Source organism: Phycisphaeraceae bacterium, assembly GCA_040222855.1.
GTDB lineage: Bacteria > Planctomycetota > Phycisphaerae > Phycisphaerales > Phycisphaeraceae > Mucisphaera.
Window position 1 is genome coordinate 628,148 of record JAVKCD010000025.1, and the last position, 22,825, is coordinate 650,972.

The following is a 22,825-nucleotide window of genomic DNA, read 5'->3' on the forward strand; positions in this document are numbered from 1 at the left end:
CAGATATGAGCCGTTGGAATAAGAAGTTGCACCGAGATGAACCCGCGTTCGGCTACGGCATCCCAGCCCCCCTTGAACGACTCGAGGACCGGCTGTTGCTGACGGTTGACGTCAGCAACCCGATCAGCGATTTCACGGTAGCGGCGCAACTCAATGACCAGTCAGTCGATCTCTTTAATGTCTTTACCGATCCCGACGCGATCTACCGCTTCACACTCACCAACTCCGTCGGCACAGCCAATGATTTCTTCGACGTGGACCTGTTTGAGACCCAGACACCGATCACGGTCGCTAACTTCCGGGCCTACGCCGACAGCGGAGACTGGGTGAACACGCTGATTCACCGGGCTGTATCTGGCTTCATCATCCAAGGCGGTGGGTTCAACATCAACCCGGCATCTGATGCTATCGGTGATGTCACGAGCCGGGGACAGATTCAGAACGAACCAGGCATCTCCAACACGCGTGGCACGATCGCCATGGCTAAAGTTGGCGGGAACCCTAACTCAGCCACGAGCGAGTGGTTCTTCAACCTCGGAGATAACTCGGCAAACCTGGATAACCAGAATGGCGGCTTCACCGCTTTCGGTGAGGTTCTCGGTGACGGCATGGATGTCATTGATGCCATCGCGGCTTTGAATCGCGCTGTGATCGCCGAGTTGCCTACCGATACCAACAATCCTTCAAATCCTCTAGTCCCTGTCCTTGATGACACCGCCAACCCCGTCCTCGACGACACCAACCTCATCAGCTTCTCGTCCATCCGTGAGGCTTTGACCTTCACTGTTCTTAGTTCCGATCCGAGCATCGTCTCCGCCTCGATCGACGCTGATGGCATTCTAACCCTCGACTACAACGACGCTGCGAAAGGTGAGGCAACCATCACCGTTACGGCGACCGACGTGAATGGCAACGATACTGAAGAGCAGTTCATCGTCACCACCGAGGCGTCGACGAGGCCGGACCTGGCCGTCCAGAGCGTGACCGATGACATCGCCACGCAGATCAGCCCCGATGTCACGACCGATGGCACCATCAATGTCACGATCGAGAACCTCGGCGACGTCGATGTGCCCGAGGGCACCGAGATCCCCATCGGCGCCGTGCTCCGCCCCGTGGGCAACACTAATGACAGCCAAGACATCATCATCGGCACGTCCATCGTCACCGTTGGATCGGGCGACCTGACTTCCCTGGGGGGCACCCTCTCCGGCAGTATTCCCATCTCGATCCCTGCGGCAACGAACGTTGATGAGTATGAGATTCGGGTGGTCCTGGACACACTCGATGTCATCGATGAACCCAATGAAACTAACAACGATCAGGTCTCCAGCACGGTCACGATCGCCAACAACACCGACCTCAGCCCCACATCGGTGACCGCCTCGCTCTCCAGCAGTGGGGGCTTCTACACCCAGACCGGCAATCTGACCGGCACTGCCAGCGTCACCATCCTCAATCGTGGCCTCGACCTCACGGGAACCACGACCATCGAGGTCGGCTTTGCCTTTCGGCCATTGAATGCGACCGATGACACCCAGGACATCGACCTGGGAAGCGTGAATGTTGACCTCGTGGACCTCGATCTCGGGAACACGCAGACCCTCACTGGCCTGGCGTTGACGATCCCTGATCTGCTCCCCATCGGCTCGTTTGTCCTGGTGGCCAAAGTCAACCAGAACGATACGCCCGCTGAGGACAACACGAACAACAACGAGGCAGAGACTTCAGCGACGGTCTTTACGGTCCAGGCGGGCCGCGACTTGTCGATCAGCCTCGACACCAACGACTTGCCCTCAACGATCACTCGCGGGACCGGCACGCCTGCAACAGCGGACATCACCGTCATCAACGTCCTCGAAAGCCTCGATGCTGGACAGGAAGTCGCGGTCCAGTTCTTGCTCCGTCTGGTCGGCGCGATCGACAACACTGGCGACATCAGTGTTGGCACTCATGACCTCACCCTCGGAGCCCTCGATTTCCTTGGCACCGAATCCTTCACGGACCTGGACATCACAGTCCCCGCTGATGCAGCCGTTGGCGCCTACAACCTCGTTGCTGTCATCGACTCGAATGATGCACTCGGCGAGTTCAACGAGAACAACAACGAGGCGGTTGACGCGGGGGTGGTGACGATTGTCGCCGAAGAACGCCTGTCCTCCGTTATTACCGCCACAACACTGCCTGTCAGCCTCCCCTACCAGCGAGAGTTCGTGGCCGAAGTCACCTTATCGATCACGAACAATGGCGTAATCATTCCTGCGGGTCAAGATATCAATGTCGACTTCTTCCTACGCAGCAGCTCCGGAGATACAGCTCCTATCGGCTCAGTCCTGATTGACCAACTGGATGGACTGGCCACTGGCGACACACAGGTCTTTGAGAATCTTCAAGTGACCATACCGTCGAGCATCGATATCACCGGTCAAGGCGTGATTGATCTCGCTCCCAACGAGGCTCTCGCATTCGAACTCATTGCGAACGTTGACACCGGGTCCGTGCTGGACTCCGAACCACGTGAAGCAGACAACGTAGGTTTCATCGGATTCACAGTTATAAACAGGGCAGACTTAGCCGTCGTCTTAGATAGTTTTACCGGCATCACCGATGGCCAGATCGTGAACAACTCAGTTGGCGCTTCGGGCACGGTCACGTTTGACATCAGAAACAATGGCATCAACACCCCAGGGTCTTCCTTCGATGAAGTTCCCTATCACGTCGTGCTGCGCCCGACTGGAGGCGGCCTTGACCGGGTCATCAGTGATCCAACCCTGACGATCAATCTCGAAGCTCTGGCACCCAACGCCGTAGAAACGATCACCGATCTCGATTTCAGCGTTCCAGATGACATCGCGCCGGGCGAATACCAGCTTATCGTCACCGTTAATTCTGAAAATGCAACTTCAGATGAAGCCAATGACGTTAATAACGAAGTGATCCTTGCCACAATCACAGTCGATGCCCCCGACCTCACCGCCACGATCACGGGCACGACCCTCCCCGCAGCCATCCCGCAGGCAGACTCGCCGGGCACGGTGACCGTTGATCTCATCAACAACGGTCTGGATGTGGGGTCCTCTGTCAACATCGATGTCGAGGTCTTTCTTCGCCCAACGACTGGCCCGGACATCTCTATTGGCACAGCCACTGGCATTGCCATCGATGGCCTTGCTACGGGATCGCCTCAATCAGAAGTCATCAACGTCAACATCCCCGCCTCACAGGACCTTGGCGAGTACACTCTGGTCGTCGTTGTCGACACTGGCGATGCCGTGACCGAAACCGACGAAACCAACAACGCCGTGACCGGCGACACCATCACCATCGCCGACGCTCCCGATCTGACCGGCGCAATCACGGCGACCAGCCTGCCTCTCGTGCTGGATCAGTCGGCGACCGCCGGGACCGTGACGGTTGATCTGATCAACAACGGTCTTACGGTGGGGAACCCTGTCGCCATCGATGTCGAGATCTTCCTCCGCTCCGCAGATGATTCAGGTGATATCAGCATCGGCACGTCCACTGGCATTGACATCAGCGACCTGACGGCAGGCTCCCCACAGTCGGCTGTCATTAGCATCAATATCCCCGCCGCACTAGCCCTCGGTACCTACACCCTGGTGGTCGCCGTCGATACCGGCGACTCGGTAGCCGAAACCGACGAAACCAACAACACCGTCACCGGCAGCACCATCACCATCGCCGACGGGCCCGATCTGACCGCCACAATCACCGGGAGCACTCTACCCACAGCAGTCGATCAGGCCGCTACCGCCGGAACCATCACGATCGACCTGATTAACAACGGCGTCGTCTTAGGCAATCCCGTTGTCATCGATATCCAGGTCGCTCTCCGACCCACCAGTGCGGTCGATGATTCAAACGACATCACCATCGGCTCGTCACTCGCCCTGGACGTGAGTGACCTCGCCGCAGGCACACCGCTAGGCGAGCTCATCAACGTCACCATCCCCGCGATGACCGCGCCCGATGACTACATCCTCATCGTCAAGATCGATACGGGCGATGATGTCGCCGAAACCAGCGAAGTCAACAACACCGTCACCGGCGACACCATCACCGTCAACGCACCCGACCTCACCGGTCAGTTCACTGCAGTATCCGGTTTCGAGCGGTTCCTCGTTTTGGGCGCGGACGATACCGGCAACTCAGTCACCCTCCGCATCGACAACGCCTTCCTGGCCATCCCGAGTGCGACAACCATCGACGTGAGCATCGTCCTCCGCCCCTCAGCGGCCACGGACGCCTCGGGTGATGTCCTCCTCAATACAGACACCATCGACATCAGTTCACTGGCCGCTGGCGGGTCCACCACGCCGACGGTGATCTCCGCCGACATCACCGGCAATCCCTCAACTCTCCCCGTCGGTGATTACAGGGTCATCGCCATCCTCGACACCGGCGATGCGGTCACGGAGCAAGACGAGACCAACAACCTTGTCATCGGCCCCACCGTGACGATCGTCCTCGGACCTGATCTGACGGGCACCCTCAGCCAGCCCGTTGTCAGCGGGTTCATTGACGGCGCAGGCGGCACCATCACCACCACACTCTCTCTGACCATCGGCCTCATTGATGTCCCCGGCGGACAGAGCGACATCACCGTGACCTTCGGGCTCAGAGCCGAAAGCGATCCGGGCACCGGCCCCTTCGTGACCCTGGGCACTACAACCGTGGTGATCGCTGGCGAAACCGTCGGGACGGTGATTGATACGGTCGTCAACCTGACACTCAATAGCTCCACCGCCGTCGGTCTCTACGAGGTTGTGGGCTTCATTGATTCCAGCACCACCGCCCTCACCGACCCCGGCGACCTAACGGAGGAGAACGAAACCAACAACATCGCCAGCGGGGCATTTATTACCGTCGGCGAACCCACCGTGGTCTCAGGCAATGAGATCGCTGACATCACCACCAACGCTTCGGCTGGTAATCAGACGATCAATCTCTTCGATGTCTTCGATCATGGCAGCAATCTCTACCGCACAACGCTTCTGAACACACTGGCGGGGCAGGCTGACAGTTTCTTCATCCAGCTGTTCGATGCTCAGGCCCCGAACACAGTGCTTAACTTTCTCAACTACGTCGAGAGGGGTGATTTCAACAGCTCTTTCTTCCAAAGACTAGCCTCAGGTTTCGTCCTCCAAGCGGGTGGCTTTACCTTCGATACCATCAGCGACCGACCGATTCGCGTCCAGACCGATGATCCTGTCGACAATGAGCCCGGTATATCCAACACCCGCGGCACGCTCGCGATGGCCAAGGTAGCGGACGACCCGAACTCGGCAACCAGCCAGTGGTTCATCAATCTCAGCGACGACAACGCTGGCGTGGACGCGATCACAACGCCGAATGGCCTCGATTTCCAGAACGGCGGCTTTACCGTCTTCGGCCAAGTGATCAAGGGCAGCATGGACCTGATCGACGCGATCGCGGACCGCACGCCGAGTGACCTCTCAAACACACTTGGCAGCGATGTGTTCTCCGAAACCCCTCTCATCGACTCGGCGCTCCCCGGCGGGCTCGAGGACAACCTGTTTATCTTCGAGTCTCTCAACGAAGACTTGGCGTTCTCTTTGAGCAATGACAACCCCGCCGTTGTCAATGCCGTCATCGATAACGTCACCGGCGAACTAACCCTCGACTTCGTCAATGGCGGCTCAGGCACGGCAACCATCACCGTCACCGCCACCGACTCCGATGGACTCACCGCGCAGGATACCTTCACGATCACAACCTCCGCAGAGCCCGACCTCAGCGGCGTAATCACCAACACAACACTAGACCCTGATGAACGCCTCCCCGTAGGCAGAACTCACAACTTCAACGCATCGGTAGAGCTGACCAATCCCAGCGCGACCGCCCTTTCCGCGAGCCAGCAGGTCGCCGTGACGTTCGTCCTCCGCCCCGAAGGATCACCTGTTAGCCTCAATGACATCATCCTAAGAACGCTCATCGTGAATGTCAGCAATCTGGCCCCGTCAGCCACCACCGCACTCAACAACGTCCGTCTGACCATCCCTGAGTTCATCCCACAGGACCGCTACGAGTTGCTGGCTATCATCGATTCAAGCAGCGATCTGGCAGAATCGAATGAAACCAACAACACGGCCTCCGCTGGCGCAGGCATCAACACAATCATCGAACTGGATCAACCCGCCTTCGATCTCGGCATCGCATTCGGGAGCGCCTTAGACCTCCCCTCAACAACACTCACCTCCGGTGATGGCACTCGAATCCGCGTCCCGATCGAGATCATCAACCTCGGCAATGACCGGATCCCCAACCGAGCCACGACCTTCGCCTCGTTCTACGCCAGGCCGTCTGGCTCAGCAGGCAGCAGCGAGGACATCCTGTTAACCGTGAATCGGTCCAGCTTTATCCGTGTCAACGCCAGCTCGCTCAACCCCGGACAGAGCAGACGCATCAACACAACCATCGAGTTGCCACCCGACATGCCGATCGATGATTATCGAATCATCGCCGTGCTAGACCCACTGGTCGGTGTCTTTGACCCGACAACTGGTGAGTTTAGATCGGAGAGCAACCTCACCGACACCGCGTTCACCAACAACGAAGTCGTCTCCATCGGCACCATCGATGTGGTCACAGGGTCTGTTGATTTCTCCGCCTCGATCCGTAGAGAAACGCTGCCAGACACGACGCTAGCTGCCGAAAGCATCCGAGCCACGGTCTCCGTAGACCTCACCAACGTGGGCAACATCCGCAGCGCCAACGGCGCTACTGCCACCATTGAGGTGCGAGCCATCCTAGGGAGCACCGAAGTTGTTCTGGGGAGCGCCGAGAATGTACGCCTACCCGCCATCAAACCAGGTCAGAGCAGGACGATCAACGTCAGGCTCGATCTCCCCGATGGGCTGCCTCAAAGCATGACGATGAGTTCTGAGACCTGGACGATCGAGGCCGAGATCGTTGAACTCAACGGCATCACCGATGACAACCCGAGCAACGACACGACTGACTTCACTATCGAGGTCGCCAACCGTGCCGTCGATCTCACCATCGCACTTGACGACACGACCGTTCCCGCTTCCGCCATCGGCGGGGGAGACGGTTCACCCATCCGGGTGCGTGCTACCGTCACCAACGAAGGCAGTGATCTCGTTCCCGCCGGATCGTCAGTTGAGGTTCGCGTCTACGCCAGCACAGATGGTGATCCAGCCAACACGGACAATGTCCTCCTGCCTAGCCACAACCGCCTCCAGGACGGGACCATCGTCAACCTCAGCAACTTACGCCCCGGCCAGTCCAAACGAGTCAACCTGACCGTCGCGGTCCCGCCAGGGACCAACACCAACATGCTTGATGATGGCAACTATTTCCTTATTGTCGAAGTTGATTCCCTCGATGAAGTCGAAGAATCCGACGGCACGCCCGCCAGCACCGTCGCTGAAGACAACAACACCGACACCAGCGCCGGCACGATCGCCATCGTCAACGGTGCTGTCGATATGGTTGCGAGCCTCGACCGCGTCAGCCTCCCACCGGCAGTCCTCAGAAGCCAGAGTTTCCGAGGTTCACTGCGCGTCATCATCGAGAACACCGGGACGACTGCTCTGGCTGCCGGGCAGAAGGTGGACATCGAAATCCAGATAGTCCGAATCAGTGGAGGGTCTGCCGTCACACGCGTGATTGGAACGGCTGAAAACGTGAGCGTGAGCCGTCTCGACGCCGCGAGAAGCATCTCACGCAACGTGCGCATCAGCTCGGATGGCCTGCCAAGCGATGGTGTCTATGAAGTCCGTGCCGTGATCAACCCTCAGACCAGCATCGACGAGGACAACACCGACAACAACACCTCTGCTCTGGATCAGGATGGCTCAACCGTGTCAATGGTTGTCTTAGGCGACGAATACAAAGACATCTCCTTAGCCTATGGCAGCAGGTTCTCGCTCCCAACATCGACCGTGATCGCAGGGTCCAACACCCGTTTGTCGATTCCGGTTGAACTGACCAATCTTGGCAATGTCAACTTCGACCGCGGAGCCACCGCCACGCTCACCTACTTCGCCCGGCCGATCAGTGGGGCCAGCGATGGCTCTGATGATTACAGGCTCAGCCTCACCAACAACCAGACCTCACTCACCACGAGCATCTCCAACCTGCGCCCGGGACAGGTCAAAAACGCCAACGCCAACGTCACCCTCCCAGGCGGAATGCCGACAGGTAACTACACCATCATCGTCGAAGCCACCGCAACCGGAGAGCGAACCAGCAACCTCCCGTATGCGGGAGCCCCTTCAGTGCTCGGTAACAACCGGCTCACTTCCACAACCCGCTTGACCGTCCTAAACGACAACACCACCGACCTCGCGATCAGCGCCACGACGAATGGCTTTGACTCTACAACGCCCCTTGTTGGCACAATCACCGCCATCATCAGCAATGTGGGGAGCACTCGAATTGCTGCCAACCAGTTGATCGACCTCCAGGTCATCGCGACCAACAACGCCACCACGGCCCAGACAACCCTGTTGACCGTCCAGGACGTCTCGATTGCCTCCCTCGCCTCGGGCTCATCGCTCGATCGCGCACTCGCGATCAATGCGTCAGCCCTCGCAACCGGAACCTACACCATCGAACTGATCGGCACCCCGAAGCCTTCGCTGATCGAAACCAGCTCATCCAACAACCGTACCACGGTCTTCTCCGACTTTAACAGAGCCTGAGCCATCGCTGTTTGAGTGCTCTAAGCTACTGCCCATGCCACGGAGCGATCAGGTTGATTGGACACGACTCACCGCCCGACTCGACCGAGTCATGGCCGCAGATCGCGCCCACCTCAAAGACCTGATTAAACGCTGCCAAAACGCCGAGCGCGATGGCCACGCTTACGACCAGCACCGCGCACGCCTCGATCAGCGGATCGAAGCCTCTCAAGCACGCTACGAAAACAGACGCGCCCGGCGGCCAGCGATCAGCTACCCCGTTGACCTACCCATCACTGCTCATGCCGATCAAATCGCCGACCTCATCAGGGATCACCAGGCCATCGTTATCTGCGGAGAGACCGGCTCCGGCAAATCAACCCAGCTCCCCATGATCGCCCTCCAGGCAGGCCGAGGCGTCAGCGGGCTCATCGGCCACACCCAGCCAAGACGGATCGCCGCCCGATCGGTCGCCGCGCGCGTCGCCGAAGAGCTTGGCTCACCGCTTGGCCGCGACGTCGGGTTCAAAATCCGCTTCACCGACACCACCTCTGCCGACGGCTATATCAAAGTCATGACCGATGGCGTCCTGCTCGCCGAACTCCAGAGCGACCCACTGCTGACCGCCTACGACACCCTAATCATCGACGAAGCCCACGAACGCTCCCTTAACATCGACTTCCTCCTCGCCGCACTCCGCAGAATCCTCGACCGACGCACCGACCTCAAGCTCCTGATGACCTCGGCCACCATCGACCCCAAACGCTTCAGCGATCACTTCGCCACCCAAGGCAAACCCGCCCCCATCGTCGAAGTCGCCGGCCGCAGCTACCCCGTCGATGTCCGTTACCGACCCGTCGAACCCACGGAATCAAACCCCGAAGGGGACCCCACACGCGCCCTCATGGATGCCATCGACGAAGCCTTCCACGATGGCCCCGGCGATGTCCTCGTCTTCGTCGCTACCGAACGTGATGTCCGTGAAACCTCCCGACTGCTCCGCGGACGGTATGAAACCAAACGATCCAACAGCGTCGATATCCTTCCTCTCTACGCACGGCTCACCAGCCCCGAACAGAACCGCGTCTTCCGGGCTCACCAACGCCGACGTATCGTCATCGCCACCAACGTCGCCGAATCCTCCATCACCGTCCCCGGCGTGCGCTACGTCGTCGATACCGGGCTCGCCCGCATCAGCCGCTTCTCTTCAAGAGCCCGCGTCCAGCGATTGCCCATCGAACCGGTCTCGAAAGCCTCCGCCGACCAGCGCAAAGGACGCTGCGGCCGCGTCGGACCCGGCGTCTGCATCAGACTTTTTAGCGAAGAAGACTACGAAGCCCGCGAGGCCTACACCCCACCCGAAATCCTGCGCACCAACCTCGCCGCCGTCATCCTCAGGTCCATGGGCCTCGGCCTGGGCACCCTCGAACGCCTGCCTCTTTTAGAACAGCCCCGTCCCACCCGGATCAGCGATGGCCGTAAAACCCTCTACGAACTCGGAGCCATCGACAACAACGGCAAGCTCTCGCGCATCGGCCAGCAACTCGCGCGAATGCCCGTTGACCCACGCGTCGGTCGCATGGTCTTTGCAGCCGACCGGGAAAATGCCCTCAGCGAGGTCATCATCATCGCCGCAGCCCTCGAGGTAGGCGACCCCAGAGACCGACCCGCCGAACAGACCACCCAGGCCGACGCCGCCCACGATCGGTTCGCAGACGAACGCAGCGACTTCATGGCCTACCTCGAACTCTGGGATTTCTATCACGACCTCAAGGATAAACTCTCCCGTAATCAACTTCGAAAAGCCTGCGCCCAAAACTTCCTCTCTCCGACGCGCATGCACGAATGGACCGAGATTCACCGCCAACTCCGCGAGGTCGCCCTCGCCGGCGGACTCAAGCCCCAGCCAAGGAAAGACGACTTCGACGCCATCCACCGCTCTCTCCTGACCGGCCTGCTCAGCGGATTGGCTTACCTCAAGGACGAGCGCGAGTACATCGGCGCTGGCAATCAGAAACTCGTCCTCTGGCCCGGGTCCGGACTCGCAAAACGCAAGCCCAAGTGGATCGTCGCCGCAGAGCTGGTCGAAACCACACGCCGCTTCGCCCGCACCGTTGCCCAGGTCGATCCCAACTGGATCGAACCACTCGCAGAGCACCTCATCAAGCGCAGCTACCGCGAGCCGCTATGGGATCGCGCCGCCGGCAGTGTTATGGCCGACGAGCGCGTCTCGCTCTTCGGCCTCCCGGTCATTCCAAAACGTCGCGTCCGCTACGGCCGTATTGATCCCCAGGCCAGTCGTAAGATCTTCATCCACCAAGCCCTCGTCGCTGGTGATGTCGATCTGATCGATAAAGCCTTCCAGGCCAACCGCGAACTCGTCGGCCAGATCGAAGTCCTCGAAGCCAAAGCCCGAAAACGCGGTCTCCTCGCCGAATCCCACGCCATCTACGACTACTACGACAAAACACTTCCCGCTGGCGTCTTCGATGTCGTCACACTCCGCCAATGGCTCAAGCAGGAGCGACAACGCAACCCCAACGCCATGCGCATGAGCCGCAAGGACGCCCTCAAAGAGGATGCCGACTGGGTCACGCCCGAAGCCTTCCCCGACACCATCCGCTTCGGCCGACTCGACCTGCCCCTGGTCTACCGACTCGAACCCGGCGATCAACGCGATGGCGTCACCGTCGAGGTCCCGCGCGAGGCCGTCGGCCAGCTCGACGCCCACCGCATCAACTGGCTTGTTCCGGGACTGCTACCCGAAAAGATCGAAAGCCTTATCCGCCTGCTCCCCAAGGAAACCCGACGACGCCTTGTCCCCGCCCCAGAGATCGCACGCAAGGCCGCTAGCCTCCTCGCCTTCGGCCACGGCGGCTTCCGCGAAGCCCTCGCCCGAACACTCACTGATCTCGCCCAGGCACCTGTCGAAGCCAACTGGATCAACACCACCCGCGTCGAACCACACCTCCGCATGGCCATCGAAGTCTTTGACGCGCAAGGCAAGTCACTCATGGTCAGCCGAGACCTCAGCGAGGTCCGTCGCCGCTTCGGCCTCGATCTCGACTCCGAGGTCATCCCGGATGACCAAGCCTCGCCCTGGCCCCGCGTCGGCATCACCCGCTGGGACTTCGACGACCTCCCCGAATCCATTGAAGTCAAACGTGGCGGTTTGACCCTCCGTGCCTTCCCGGTCCTTCGAGATGAAAGGCAGACCGTCTCGCTCCGCCTGATGCAGGACCCCGACCAGGCCCACGCTGAGATGATGCGCGGACTGATCCGGCTCATCAGTCTCCAGATCGAGAGCGGACTTCGCCATCGCCTACGCCACGACCTCCGCATGGACAAACTGCGCCTCGACTTCGCCACCCTGGGCGACAGCCGAACCCTCGAGTCACAACTCATCGACCGCATCATCGAACGTGCTTACCTCGACGATGGCATCCCGATCCGACGCCGCTCTGCCTACGAGTCCCGACTCGACCGCGGCTGGAATCGACTTGAGCCCGTTACCGATGACATCCTCACCCGCACACAAGCCATCCTCACCCACTGGCAGAAGGCCTGTCTCGCAGCCGATCGAGTTCAGCGGCGCGAACCCTCTGCCGCAGCCGACCTCAATGGACAGATCGGCTACCTCATCCAACCTGCCTTCCTGATCCGCACACCATGGCCCTGGCTCGCCCAGTTCCCCCGATACCTCCGCGCCGCCGAACTCCGTGTCGAGAAAATCGAACGCGGCGAAGCCGGTCGCGATCGCCAACAGATGAAGCGGCTCGCCTTCTGGTGGAACCGCTACGCCAAACGCGCCACCGAACACCGCGCCGCCAGCCTCCACGATGACCAACTCGACCACCTCCGCTGGATGCTCGAAGAGTACCGCGTATCCCTCTTCGCCCAGGAACTGGGCACCGCCGTCGCCATCTCAGACCGCAAGCTCGAAGACCAATGGGCCCGCGTCAAAGGCTGACCCAGGCTGGCAGTGCTGTCAGACTCAACCATGCCAGCCTGCCAGCATGACAGCAGACCAGCCAGCCACGCCCTGTCCCTCTGACAGCGATACTCAACCTAACTCTCTGTTATTGATTGATTTAGCTAACAATCAAAACCCTGCCAAAGACATCCTCACACTGGCCCACCCCTTGCGGTATCCCACAGAGTCGGACCAACCCGACGTGCTGTACCCGCACAACAACCAAGCAACCGTCCCACTGGGACCCTGCTGGAGAACGACGAAACATGGCCGCCAAAGACCTCGTATTTGAAACCGAAGCACGCAAAAAACTCCTGGCTGGCGTTCAAAAGCTCTCCGCCGCCGTCAAGAGCACCCTCGGCCCCCGTGGCCGTAACGCGGTGATCGACAAGAGCTGGGGCGGACCAACCGTCACCAAAGATGGCGTCACCGTTGCCGAAGAAATCGAACTCCTCGACCCCGACGAGAACATGGGCGCCCAGCTCGTCAAAGAAGCCGCCAGCAAGACCTCCGACAAGGCTGGCGACGGGACCACGACCTCGACCGTCCTCGCCGAAGCCCTCGTCAAGGAAGGGCTCCGCCAGATCACCGCAGGTGCCGATGCCAATGCCCTGGTCCGCGGGATGAAGATCGGCGTCGAGCAGGTCGTCGCCAGCATCGGTAAGCTCGCCAAGCCCATCGACGCCACCCGCAAGGACGACATCGCCAACGTCGCCGCCATCAGCGCCAACAACGACATGACCATCGGCAAGATCATGGCCGATGCGTTTATGAAGGTCGGCAAGGACGGCGTCATCACCGTCGAAGAAGGCAAGAGCCTCGAAACCTACGTCGATGTCGTCGAAGGCATGCAGTTCGACCGCGGCTTCCTCAGCCCCAACTTCGTCACCGACCAGGACGCCATGGCCGCCGAACTCGAAAAGGCCTTCATCCTCGTCTACGAAGATAAGATCGACACCATCCAGAAACTGGTCCCCGTCCTCGAAAAGATTCAGGGAACCAAGCGTCCGCTCCTGGTCATCGCCGAAGACGTCTCTGGCGAAGCCCTCGCCACCCTCGTCATCAATAAGCTCCGCGGCGTCCTCAATGTCTGTGCCGTCAAGGCTCCGGGCTACGGCGACCGCCGCAAAGCCATGCTCCAGGACATCGCCGTTCTCACCGGCGGCACCGCCATCATGAAGGACCTCGGCATCGACCTCGACAAGGTCGAACTCGAGCACCTCGGCGTGGCCAAGAAGATCACCATCGACGCCGACAACACCACCATCATCGAGGGCGCTGGCGACTCGAAGCAGATACAGGCCCGCATCGAGCAGATCCGCCGCGAGATCGAGACCACCTCCAGCGACTACGACCGCGAGAAACTGCAGGAACGCCTCGCCAAGCTCGCTGGCGGCGTCGCCCAGATCTACGTCGGAGCCGCCTCCGAAGCCGAACTCAAAGAGAAGAAGGCACGCGTCGAAGACGCCCTCCACGCCACCCGCGCCGCCGTCGAAGAAGGCATCGTCCCCGGCGGCGGAGTCAGCTTCATCCGTGCCATCGACGCCCTCTCGAAGCTCAAAGTCAACTCCGAGGACGAACAGGTCGGCATCGACGTCGTGCGGCGTGCCCTACAAGTGCCACTCCGAACCATCGCCGACAACGCCGGCGAACGCGGAACCGTCGTTGTTCAGAAAGTCGCCGCAGGCAAGGGTTCCTTCGGCTTCGACGCCCTCAAACTCGAATACACCGACCTAGTTGAGCGTGGCATCATCACCCCCGCCAAAGTTGACCGTACCGCCCTGCAAAACGCCTCCTCTGTTGCCTCGCTTCTGCTGACCTGCGATTGCACCGTCACCTCCATCCCTGAAGACGAGCCCGCCGGTGCTGGTGCTGGCGGCCCGGGTGGAATGGGTGGAATGGGCGGCGGCATGCCGGGCATGGGTGGAATGGGCGGTATGGGTGGCATGCCCGGAATGATGTAAACCACCAACTGCCACACCACTTTCAATCAGCACGTTCACTGATCAAACACAACCAAACCAACACCCTCAAAGAGAGGCACGGATAAAAACATGGCCACTGCCACCAAAACCAAGACCAAAATCTCCACCAAGATCAAGCCCATCGACGACCGCGTCGTGGTCCAGCCCGAGGCCAGTGAAGAGAAGACGGCCAGCGGCATCTTCCTCCCCGAGTCCGCCAAGGAAAAGCCGGTCTCCGGTACCGTCATCGCCATCGGACCCGGCAAGCTCCAGGACGATGGCAACCGTACCCCCCTCAGTGTCAAGAAGGGCGACAAAGTGCTCTACGGCAAGTACGCCGGGACCGAAATCGAGATCGATGGCGTCGAGGTCAAGATCATGCGCGAGAGCGAACTGCTCGGCGTGGTCGAGGGCTAACACCAGCCCGCAACCTGAATCGTCACAGCTCCACCAACCGTGAATGACTTGGCTGGCTCACCGCCCGCCAGAGAGGACCAGCTAACGATGTCCAAGAAACAAATGATCTACGGAGCCGAGGCCGCCGTCGAACTCCGCAAAGGCCTTGAAAAACTCGCCGCAGCCGTCAAGGTCACCATGGGACCCACCGGCCGCAACGTGGTGATGGAAAAATCCTACGGCGGACCCAAGGTCACCAAGGACGGCGTCTCCGTCGCTAAGGAAGTCGAGATCGCCGAACCCTTCCAGAACATGGGAGCCAAGATGGTCGTTGAGGTCGCCAAGCGCACCTCCGACAAGGCTGGCGACGGAACCACCACCGCCACTGTGCTCGCCGAAGCCATCTACAACGCCGGTCTCAAGCACGTCACCGCAGGTGCCAACCCCATCGCACTCCAGCGTGGCATCAACGCCGCCGCCGAAGTCGCTGGCGAAGCGCTCACCGCCATGGCCACCAAGTGCAAGGGCAAGGATGACCTCAAGAAGGTCGCCACCGTCTCCGCCAATCACGACATCGAAATCGGTGAGATCATTGCCGAAGCGATCCACAAGGTCGGGGCCGATGGCGTGGTCGAAGTCGAAGAAGGCAAGTCCGCCGATACAACCCTCGACTACGTCGAAGGCATGCAGTTCGACAAAGGCTACCTCTCCCCCTACTTCATGACAGACCCCGGCACCCAGGAATGCGTCCTCGAAGACGCCCTGATCCTCATCCACGAGAAGAAGATCAGCAACCTCCCCGACCTTCTGCCCCTGCTCAACAAGGTCGCGATGGCGCAAAAGCCTCTTCTCATCATCGCCGAAGACGTTGAGAACGAAGCTCTGGCTGCCCTCGTGGTCAACCGCCTCCGCGGCATCCTCAAGGTCGCCGCCGTCAAGGCCCCGGGCTTCGGTGATCGTCGCAAAGCCATGCTCGGCGACATCGCCGCCCTCACCGGCGGAACCTTCCTGAGCGAAGACCTGGGCCAGCAACTCGAGACCGTCGAGATCGACGCCCTTGGCTCGGCCAAGCGAATCGTCATCGACAAGGATTCGACGACCGTCATCGAAGGTGCCGGCAAGAAGAAGGACATCAACCAACGCATCGATCAGATCCGCACCCAGATCGAAAAAACCACCAGTGACTACGACCGCGAAAAGCTCCAGGAGCGGCTCGCCAAGCTCTCCGGCGGCGTCGCCATCATCCGCGTCGGCGGGGCCACCGAGACCGCGATGAAAGAACGCAAAGACCGAGTCGATGACGCTCTCGCCGCAACCAAAGCCGCCGCCAACGAGGGCTACGTCCCGGGCGGCGGAGTCGCTCTCGTCCGCACCATCGAAGCTATCGAAGCCGCCCGCGCCAAGGCCAAGGGCGATGACAAACTCGGCTACGACATCATCGCCGAAGCCGTCGAAGTCCCGCTACGGCAGATCGTCGAAAACGGCGGCGGAGACGGCTACGTCGTCATCGAAAAAGTCCAGGAGCACAAGGGCAACTACGGCTACAACGCGGCCACTGGCGAGTTCACCGATCTCGTCAAGGCCGGCATCATCGACCCCGCTCTGGTCCCACGCACCGCCCTGATCAATGCCGCCTCTGTCGCAGGCCTCATGCTCACGACCAACGTCTTGGTCACCGAGCTGAAGGAAGACGACGAACCAGTCCCCGGCGCGGTTGCCTGATCAAGCAGCATCGACTGTCACGACGATGAAACACGGGCCCAGGGAACTCCCTGGGCCCTTTTCAGAAGCAGCATCAAGAGGTCTCATGGCAACCGATCGCGACTACTACAGCGTGCTTGGCTTAGAGAAGTCGGCCGATGCCGACACCATTAAGCGCGCTTACCGAAAACTCGCGATGAAGCATCACCCAGACCGCAACCCAGGCGACGCCGAGGCCGAAGCCAAGTTCAAAGAAGCCGCCGAAGCCTACGAAGTCCTCTCTGACGCGCAGAAACGACAACGCTACGACCAGTACGGACACGCCGGACTCCGCGGAACCAGCGGGCATGACTTCAACTCCATGCGCGCCGACGACATCTTCTCGATCTTCGAGGATATCTTCGGCGACGCCAGAGCTGGCGGAAGACGCTCTCGAGGTGGGCAGCGCGCCCGCCGAGGATACGACCTCGAAACCGAGGTCGAGATCAGCCTCGAAGACGTCGCAAACGGCACCGAACGTGAAGTCGAGTTCACCCGACAAGACACCTGCGAAACCTGCACCGGCACCGGTGCCAAACCCGGCTCGTCACCAGTCACCTGCGTGACCTGCGGCGGGGTCGGCCAGGTCCAGCAGCAGGGCTTCGGCGGGATGTTCCGCATCGCCACACCCTGCCCCGCTTGCCGTGGCGCCGGCCGCGTCATCAAAGATGCCTGTACCACCTGCAAAGGCTCCGGCCGCCAACCACGACACCGCATCCTGTCCGTTCGCATCCCACCGGGCATCCACGATGGTCAGGCCATCCGCGTCCCAGGCGAAGGCGAGCCCGGCAGCCAGGGCGGGCCCCGTGGCGACCTCCACGTCGTCGTCCGCATCACCAAGCACGCCCTCTTCGATCGTGATGACGACAACCTCATCCTCAGGATGCCCGTGAGCTTCGCGCAGATGACTCTCGGCGCCGAGATCGAAGTCCCCGGCCTCGGCCAGGAACACAAGACCTCCATCAAACCCGGAACCCAGCACGGCGAAACCCTCCGCCTCCGCGGGGCAGGCCTTCCCAATCTCCGAGGCGGCTCCACTGGCGACCTCATCGTCGTGCTCCAGGTCGAAGTCCCCCGAAAACTCACCTCCAAGCAGCAAAAACTCCTCCGCGAGTACGCCGAGACCGAAGACCACGATGTCCTCCCCGAAGCCCGAGGCTTCTGGGACCGCATGCGCGAGTACATTGGAACAGCCAAAGATTAGTGACCGGAGCTCGTCATGACAGACAACACACCCCCCACCGACGAACACAACAACCCCGATACCGAGCAGCACGATGATACGGGCCTGGAACTAACTCCAGAAGAACCCTTGAGTGAACTCGAACAACTCAGAATCGAACGCGACGAGTTCGAGTCCAAGTTCCTCCGCGCTGCCGCTGACTACCAGAACTACGCACGACGCGCAGGGCTCAACGCAGACGCCGCCCGCGAGCAGGCCGTCTTCGACACCGCCAAGAAACTCGTCAGCGTCATGGACGCTTTCGATCGCGCCCTCGCTATCGACCCTGAAAAAACCACCATCACCGACCTCCTCGCCGGTGTCAGCCTCGTCCGCGAAGAGTTCCTCAAAACCCTCAACTCCCTAGGCGTCGAACGCATCGAAGCCCAACCCGGCGAACCCTTTGACCCCGCTCGCCATGAAGCACTCATGCGCGCCAACTCCGACGACTACGAACCCAACCACGTCGTCCAGCAGTTCCAGCCCGGCTACGCTGCCCGCGGCAAAACCGTTCGCGGAGCACAGGTCAGCGTCAGCGCCTGACCCAGGCACCAAGCCACAAGAGACCCAACATGCCGACCTACGAATACCTCTGCCAGGCCTGCGAGCACCAGTTCGATGAGTTCCAGCCCATCACCGCCAAGCCACTCCGCAAATGCCCCGAATGCGGAAAGCAAAAACTCAAACGCCTGATCGGCACCGGCGCTGGCATCATCTTCAAAGGCTCCGGCTTCTACGAAACCGACTACCGCTCCGACGCCTACCAGAAGTCCGCCAAAGCCGAGACTGACGCCGGCAAACCCAAGGACGAGAAGAAAGCCGACACCAAGCCGGCAACCGACGCCGCCAAAACGCAAGCCAAATCCGAGAAACCCGCCGCTGAAGCCACGAAATCAGCCGAAAAACCCACAAAATCATAACGTGTAACCGGATGCCCCAAGCCCAAGCAACCACCTCCGACAACCTCTACGACGTGCTCTCCGAGCGCGGCCTTGTCGCCCAATCCACCGACGCTGACATCCGCAAACGACTCGAAAAACCCCTCAAGGCCTACATCGGCTTCGACCCCACCGCCGACTCCCTCCACGTCGGCTCCCTCGTCCCCATCATGACCCTCGCCTGGCTCAGCCGCTGCGGGCACAAACCCATCGTCGTCGTTGGCGGGGCCACCGCGCTTGTCGGCGACCCCTCCGGCAAAACCGAATCACGCCAGATGCTCACCCGCGAACAGATCGACACCAACGCCGCCGCGATGGTCAAGCAGATCGGCCGCATCGTTCCCTTTGGGGACGCACCCAACCACGCCATCATGCTCAACAACGCCGACTGGCTCGCATCACTGAGCTGGATCGAACTGCTCCGCGATGTCGGCAGCCGTGTCTCCGTAAACCGAATGCTATCGATGGAAAGCGTCAAAGCACGCATCGACAGCGAGTCTGGCATCAGCTACCTCGAGTTCAGCTACATGATCATGCAGGCTTACGACTTCGCACACCTTCACCGCGAACACGGCTGCACCCTCCAGATGGGCGGGCAGGATCAGTGGGGCAACATCGTCATGGGCGTTGAACTCGCCCGCAAACTCGATGACGCCTCACTCGCCGGACTCACCATGCCCCTCATCACCAAACCCGATGGCGGGAAGTTCGGCAAGACCGAAGCCGGCAACGTCTGGCTCGACCCCAACCGCACCAGCCCCTACGCCTTCTACCAGTTCTGGCGCAACACCCCCGATGACGCCGTCGGCCCCTACCTTCGCTACTTCACCTTCCTGCCGATAGACCAAATCCAAACCCTCGAACAACGCCAGGGCCAGGAACTCAACGCCGCCAAAGAAACCCTCGCCTACGAGGTCACCACCATCGTCCATGGCAAGGACCAGGCCAATAAAGCCCAGGAAGACTCACGAAAAGCCTTCGGCGCTGCGCAAGACGTCACCGGCGACAGCATCCCCCACGCGCCGATCGCCGAAAACGAACTCACCACCATTCGCGACCTCTTGGTGACCAGTAAACTCGCTGCCTCCAATGGCGAAGCCAAAAAACTTATCCAGGGCGGTGGCGTACGCCTCGGTGACGAAAAAATCAGCGATTTTAACCGGCCTGTGAGCAGAAACGACGCCCCGGAGGGGTATCTCCTCCTGAGGGTGGGGAAGAAGCGACTCTTCCGCTTCGACCTGGCCTAGAGACACACCATGCTCACCAAACCGGGACGCCTCACGGCAGCCCCCCTGCTCTGCTTCATCCTCACCGGATGCAGCACACCCCTCTTCACACCTTCGACCTGGGAACCGCCTCAGTCCCAGGAGCTCACAGCGCAGCAGTCAGACCCCAGCGTCACACCACTCGACTGGCGCGACTGGCCGGTCATGCCCGAGCCGGTCGTCGGTCACCGCGTGAGCCCCGGACCCGAGTACCTCACCGTCACAGGCGGAATCACAGGTCTCGGGCAGATGACGCCCGACATCCAACGATTCAACGGCTCAGCATGGACGATCTCAGAAGTCCAGCTCATCACCCCGCGTGCCTTCCACGCTCAGGTCCGGCTCAACGACACCCGAGTCTTCGTCGCAGGCGGGCAGACAGGCTCCGCCATGGAACCACAGGCCACCGACACCACCGAGATCGTCAACTTCTCCTTAGCCAACAGCATCCCCGGCCCCACACTTCCCGAACCGATGACTTCGCCCACCACCCACCTGCTCAGCGACGGCCAAGTCATCATCATCGGCCGCACCACAATCAGCATCTTCGACCCTCGCGATGCCTCCGCCATCCATTCATTCCCCCTCGCCGCCGAGCGAAGAAACCACGCCTCCGCTCTCCTGCCTGACGAACGGGTCGTCATCGTCGCCGGTCGATGCAACACCATCGAAGTCTTCGACCCCGCGACCATGACCTCATCGCTCCTCACCACCCAACTCCCCGCACAACTCGATGACCACCAGGTCGTCACCCTCCCCGATGGCAGAGTCTGGATTCTCGGCGGGCAAGAGACACAGACCGGCGAAACCACCGACAAAACATGGTTGCTATCGATCGAACCCTCCGAAGCACTCATCCAGGGCCCTCACCTCGACTACTCCACGGGCGTCGCCGACGCATGCCTCGTTCGCTCCGGAAACACCGCATGGCTCATTGGCGGAGAGTCACAACGCGCCCGCAAAGACGTCGAACTCAGCCTCGTCCGTCAGCTCGATCTCAAAAAAGTGAGCGTCGCTCAGCAGGCCGCGACCCGATTCGACCACGATGACGCCGCCGCCACCCTCTGGCGCGGACGCCTCGTCGTCCTCAGCGGGCTCTCCTACACACAACTCCTCGGACGCCGACTCCCCTACCCCAACGGTCAGGTCGAGTACGCTGTAGTCGATCGGTAAACACCGAATATCCTGGTTGACCCTCAACCGACCGATGACCTAGGGTGAACCACGGCCTGCTGTCCGGCGTAAACCGGCCCCTGACCACCCTAGACCTGGACTGATGACCAACTTCAAACGCTTCTTCTTTCGCGGACTCGGGATCATCCTCCCCACTGTCCTCACCGCCTACCTCTTGGTCCTCGTCTACGGTTTCGTCAACGACAACATCGCCGAACCGCTCAACCAGGGCGTCCGCGAAGCCCTGATCCAGTTCACCTACTACCCCACCGCCACTGACGCCGACATCGACCGACTCGCCTCCGACCTGCCCGGCGAGGTCGAGCAGGAATGGGCCCTCATCGATGATGACCGCAGGAACAAACTCGGCCCCTCCTACGGCCGCGCCCAGCAGATCGAAGCCAAACGACAGTGGCTCCGCGAAAAACCCGAAGTCGTCCTCGAAGCCAGACGACTCGCCCTCCGACGCGCCTGGGACTCCGTACAGATCGGCAACTGGTCCGCCCTCGACCTCGTCGGACTCGCACTTGCCGCCGTCCTGATCTACTTCGTAGGCGTGATCCTCGGCAGCTACCTCGGCAAAACCTTCTACCGACAATCCGAAGACTTCATCCTCGCCATCCCACTCGTCAGCCGCGTCTACCCCTCAGTCAAGCAGGTCACCGACTTCTTCTTTGGTGACAAACCCGCCAAACGACCACTCAACTTCAACCGCGTCGTCGCCGTCGAATACCCACGCAAAGGCATCTGGTCCGTCGGACTCGTCACCGGCGACACCATGCGCGACATCCAAATACGCGCTGACGCAGACTGCATGACCGTCTTTATCCCTAGTTCCCCCACGCCTTTCACTGGCTATGTCATCACCGTGCCCCGAACCGACACCATCGATCTGCCGATCTCCATCGAGGAGGCACTCAAGTTCGCCGTCAGCGGCGGAGTCCTCATCCCGCCCAGCCAGGTGATCTCAGATGACGAACACCGCGCAACCTACCGGCCCGAGATCACCGAACCCAAAACCCAGAACCCGCCGCAACCCGCCCTGCCACAGGCCGATTCCCAGTAGAATACGGCTCAGCCCAAGGCCACAAACACACGGGCCATCACGCCCGCCAGGAGGTCAGATTTGGACATCATCGTCACAGGCAAACACCTCGACGTGACCGATCCCATCCGTTCCTACGCAACCCAGCGGCTCGAAAAAGTCTCTCGCTACTACGACCGCGCGTCCAAGGCAGAAGTCGTGCTCGACAAGAACGACGCCAACACCTTCGCCGTCGAGATCATCGTCCACGTTGACCGACACGAGCACTTCGTCGCCCAGGACCACAGCGACGACCTCTACCGCAGCATCGACATGGCCACCGACAAGGTCGCCAGGCAAGTTCACGATCACAAGGAAAAAGTGCGCAACCACAAGGGCTAAGCCCCGCACACCCAGACAAGACCATAAACCCGTAGAAT

The 22,825-nt window shown here is 60.7% G+C and carries 12 protein-coding genes; all 12 read left to right on the forward strand.

Annotation, left to right across the window (positions count from 1 at the left end; genetic code table 11):
* The first annotated feature begins 5 nt into the window (after positions 1 to 5).
* The 12 genes from RIG82_12460 to raiA all read left to right on the forward strand — a co-directional run bounded on the left by RIG82_12460 (position 6) and on the right by raiA (position 22,787).
* The gene (locus RIG82_12460; GenBank protein ID MEQ9461754.1) at positions 6 to 8,711 is read left to right on the forward strand and encodes a peptidylprolyl isomerase; all 8,706 of its coding nucleotides are present in this window, start codon (positions 6 to 8) and stop codon (positions 8,709 to 8,711) included.
* A 34-nt stretch (positions 8,712 to 8,745) separates the two neighbouring features.
* Positions 8,746 to 12,660 carry an ATP-dependent RNA helicase HrpA gene (gene hrpA / locus RIG82_12465; GenBank protein MEQ9461755.1) on the forward strand — a complete coding sequence of 1,305 codons (3,915 nt, stop codon included), beginning with the start codon at positions 8,746 to 8,748 and terminating at the stop codon, positions 12,658 to 12,660.
* A 269-nt stretch (positions 12,661 to 12,929) separates the two neighbouring features.
* Positions 12,930 to 14,627 (forward strand): chaperonin GroEL, encoded by a 1,698-nt coding sequence (gene groL, locus RIG82_12470; protein ID MEQ9461756.1) that lies wholly within the window; start codon positions 12,930 to 12,932, stop codon positions 14,625 to 14,627.
* 90 nt (positions 14,628 to 14,717) lie between these two features.
* Entirely contained in the window at positions 14,718 to 15,044 is a 327-nt protein-coding gene (locus RIG82_12475) for a co-chaperone GroES (protein MEQ9461757.1), read from the forward strand.
* Between the two features lie 87 nt (positions 15,045 to 15,131).
* A complete protein-coding gene (gene groL, locus RIG82_12480) occupies positions 15,132 to 16,745 on the forward strand; it encodes a chaperonin GroEL (GenBank protein ID MEQ9461758.1) in 1,614 nt (537 codons plus the stop codon).
* An 85-nt stretch (positions 16,746 to 16,830) separates the two neighbouring features.
* Positions 16,831 to 17,967 carry a molecular chaperone DnaJ gene (dnaJ, locus tag RIG82_12485; GenBank protein MEQ9461759.1) on the forward strand — a complete coding sequence of 379 codons (1,137 nt, stop codon included), beginning with the start codon at positions 16,831 to 16,833 and terminating at the stop codon, positions 17,965 to 17,967.
* A 15-nt stretch (positions 17,968 to 17,982) separates the two neighbouring features.
* Entirely contained in the window at positions 17,983 to 18,528 is a 546-nt protein-coding gene (locus RIG82_12490) for a nucleotide exchange factor GrpE (GenBank protein ID MEQ9461760.1), read from the forward strand.
* Between the two features lie 29 nt (positions 18,529 to 18,557).
* A complete protein-coding gene (locus RIG82_12495) occupies positions 18,558 to 18,905 on the forward strand; it encodes a zinc ribbon domain-containing protein (GenBank protein MEQ9461761.1) in 348 nt (115 codons plus the stop codon).
* Between the two features lie 11 nt (positions 18,906 to 18,916).
* Complete coding sequence (gene tyrS / locus RIG82_12500; protein MEQ9461762.1) at positions 18,917 to 20,170, forward strand: tyrosine--tRNA ligase; 1,254 nt, start codon at positions 18,917 to 18,919, stop codon at positions 20,168 to 20,170.
* 9 nt (positions 20,171 to 20,179) lie between these two features.
* Positions 20,180 to 21,361 (forward strand): WD40 repeat domain-containing protein, encoded by a 1,182-nt coding sequence (locus tag RIG82_12505; GenBank protein ID MEQ9461763.1) that lies wholly within the window; start codon positions 20,180 to 20,182, stop codon positions 21,359 to 21,361.
* Between the two features lie 103 nt (positions 21,362 to 21,464).
* Positions 21,465 to 22,427, forward strand: a complete 963-nt coding sequence (locus RIG82_12510; GenBank protein MEQ9461764.1) for a DUF502 domain-containing protein — start codon at positions 21,465 to 21,467, stop codon at positions 22,425 to 22,427.
* A gap of 60 nt (positions 22,428 to 22,487) precedes the next feature.
* Complete coding sequence (gene raiA / locus RIG82_12515; GenBank protein ID MEQ9461765.1) at positions 22,488 to 22,787, forward strand: ribosome-associated translation inhibitor RaiA; 300 nt, start codon at positions 22,488 to 22,490, stop codon at positions 22,785 to 22,787.
* Positions 22,788 to 22,825 lie beyond the last annotated feature (38 nt).